The sequence below is a fragment of the Reichenbachiella sp. genome (genome assembly GCF_039941815.1).
Lineage (GTDB): Bacteria > Bacteroidota > Bacteroidia > Cytophagales > Cyclobacteriaceae > Reichenbachiella.
In genome coordinates, this window is the sequence record NZ_JBDVDW010000052.1 from 1 (window position 1) to 1713 (window position 1713).

The following is a 1713-nucleotide window of genomic DNA, read 5'->3' on the forward strand; positions in this document are numbered from 1 at the left end:
TATACCAGAACAACGCCTGGCTATTGGATGACAAGTTCATGGTTTTTCAAACGATTCTAAGCGAGAAAAGGATGGATTCTGTTATCAACGCAGTACGACTCGGTGGAGAGTATACGGCAGAGGATGGAAGACCGGATATCGCAATGATTTTCTCTGCAGATCCAGCTGACGCAAAGGCGGTGGATGTAGTTGTTGTCGAGATCAAGAAAAAGACCGATGACGAGAAGGATAATATATACGCGATCAATCAATTGCTTGATCGAGCTGTAAAATTGGTGGAGCACTGTCCTAATATCCAGAGAATTTGGTACTACGCAGTCATGCAGGTGAATGACACGATGGCTCTTCGCTTGCGACAATTAAAATGGGCTCCTCTCTTTTCCAAAGGCAGTGTCTTTTATCAAGAATACGACACTCCACATCCTGATGGGCGAATCGTTCCAACGCCTACGTTTGTAGTGTCTTTTGACGCTATCGTGGCGGACGCGGAAAGTAGAAATCACACCTTCCTTGAAATTTTACGGGACGGTATGAAGAAGTACGCTCAGGAGCAAAATGCACGCGATTCAGCAGCTAGCAAATAATTGGGGCAAGTTATGAATATGGACGACTTATTTTCTGAGCAAGAGCAGTCGGTTGAGCAAAATTCGTCTGGTCTAGTGACTTGTCTTGGCATTACTTTTGAAGGCGATGAGGCTCGCCAAGCCCACTTTTCTGGTGAACTGAGAAAAAAGCTTCAAGACCCAGAGTTCCGTAAGATCGAAGGCTTTCCCATTGGCAATGATGAAGACATTTTGAATCTTAGTGATCCGCCATACTACACAGCATGCCCTAATCCGTGGATCCCAGATTTCATCGCCGAGTGGGAGAAGCAGAAACCTGAGCGGTCAAAAGATTATCATTACCATCGTGAGCCCTTTGCAGCCGATGTGAGCGAGGGGAAAAACGACCCAATTTACAACGCGCACTCCTACCACACCAAGGTCCCACCAAAGGCTATCAGGCAATATATCCTGCATTACACCGAGCCAGGTGACATTGTATTTGATGGATTCTGTGGTACTGGCATGACAGGGATTGCAGCGAGAGAATGCGGCGTCCGATTGTCTAACAATGAAATAGAATCGAATATAGGTATGCGACATAGTATTCTGTTAGATCTTTCGGTATTACCAGGCTTTATCGCGTCTAATGTTAATGCAGAGCTACATGGTAGAGATGTTGAGAGGCAGTTTGCGAGACTTCTTGAACTAGCTACGGAAAAATTCAAGAAATATTTCACAACTGTGAATGAAGATGGGCAGGAGGGAGTGATTCAGTACTGTGTGTGGAGCGATGTTTTTATTTGCTCGAACTGCTCTAAGGAATTTAATTACTGGGATGGTGCTGTAGATCTCAATAAAGGGGAGCAGAAAAATCCGTTTCCTTGTCCTCATTGTGGGACGTCACTGAAAAAGCGGACTCTGAATCGCGCATTCACGACCGTTAGCGATCCCGAGACAGGCGAAATATATAAAAAGCCAAGAAGGGAGCTGGTTTATTTGAATTACGAGTACGCCGGTCGTCGATTCAATAAAAGCGCCACGCAAGAAGACAGGAAAAAAGCTTATCAGTTGGAAAGTGGTAAGAGTGAATGCTGGGTTCCGACCAGCGAATTGCCGAAAGCAGACCGGTTTTATAAAGATGGCCTGCACCTTGTGTCTCTTACTAAGG

At 45.4% G+C, this 1713-nt stretch carries 2 protein-coding genes; both read left to right on the forward strand.

The window, feature by feature from the left end:
* On the forward strand, window positions 1-584 hold a 584-nt coding region (locus ABJF11_RS11845), incomplete at its 5' end, for a hypothetical protein (RefSeq protein ID WP_348120068.1).
* Window positions 585-596: 12 nt separating this feature from the next.
* Window positions 597-1713: DNA methyltransferase (locus ABJF11_RS11850; protein WP_348120069.1), on the forward strand; the 1117-nt coding region annotated here is incomplete at its 3' end.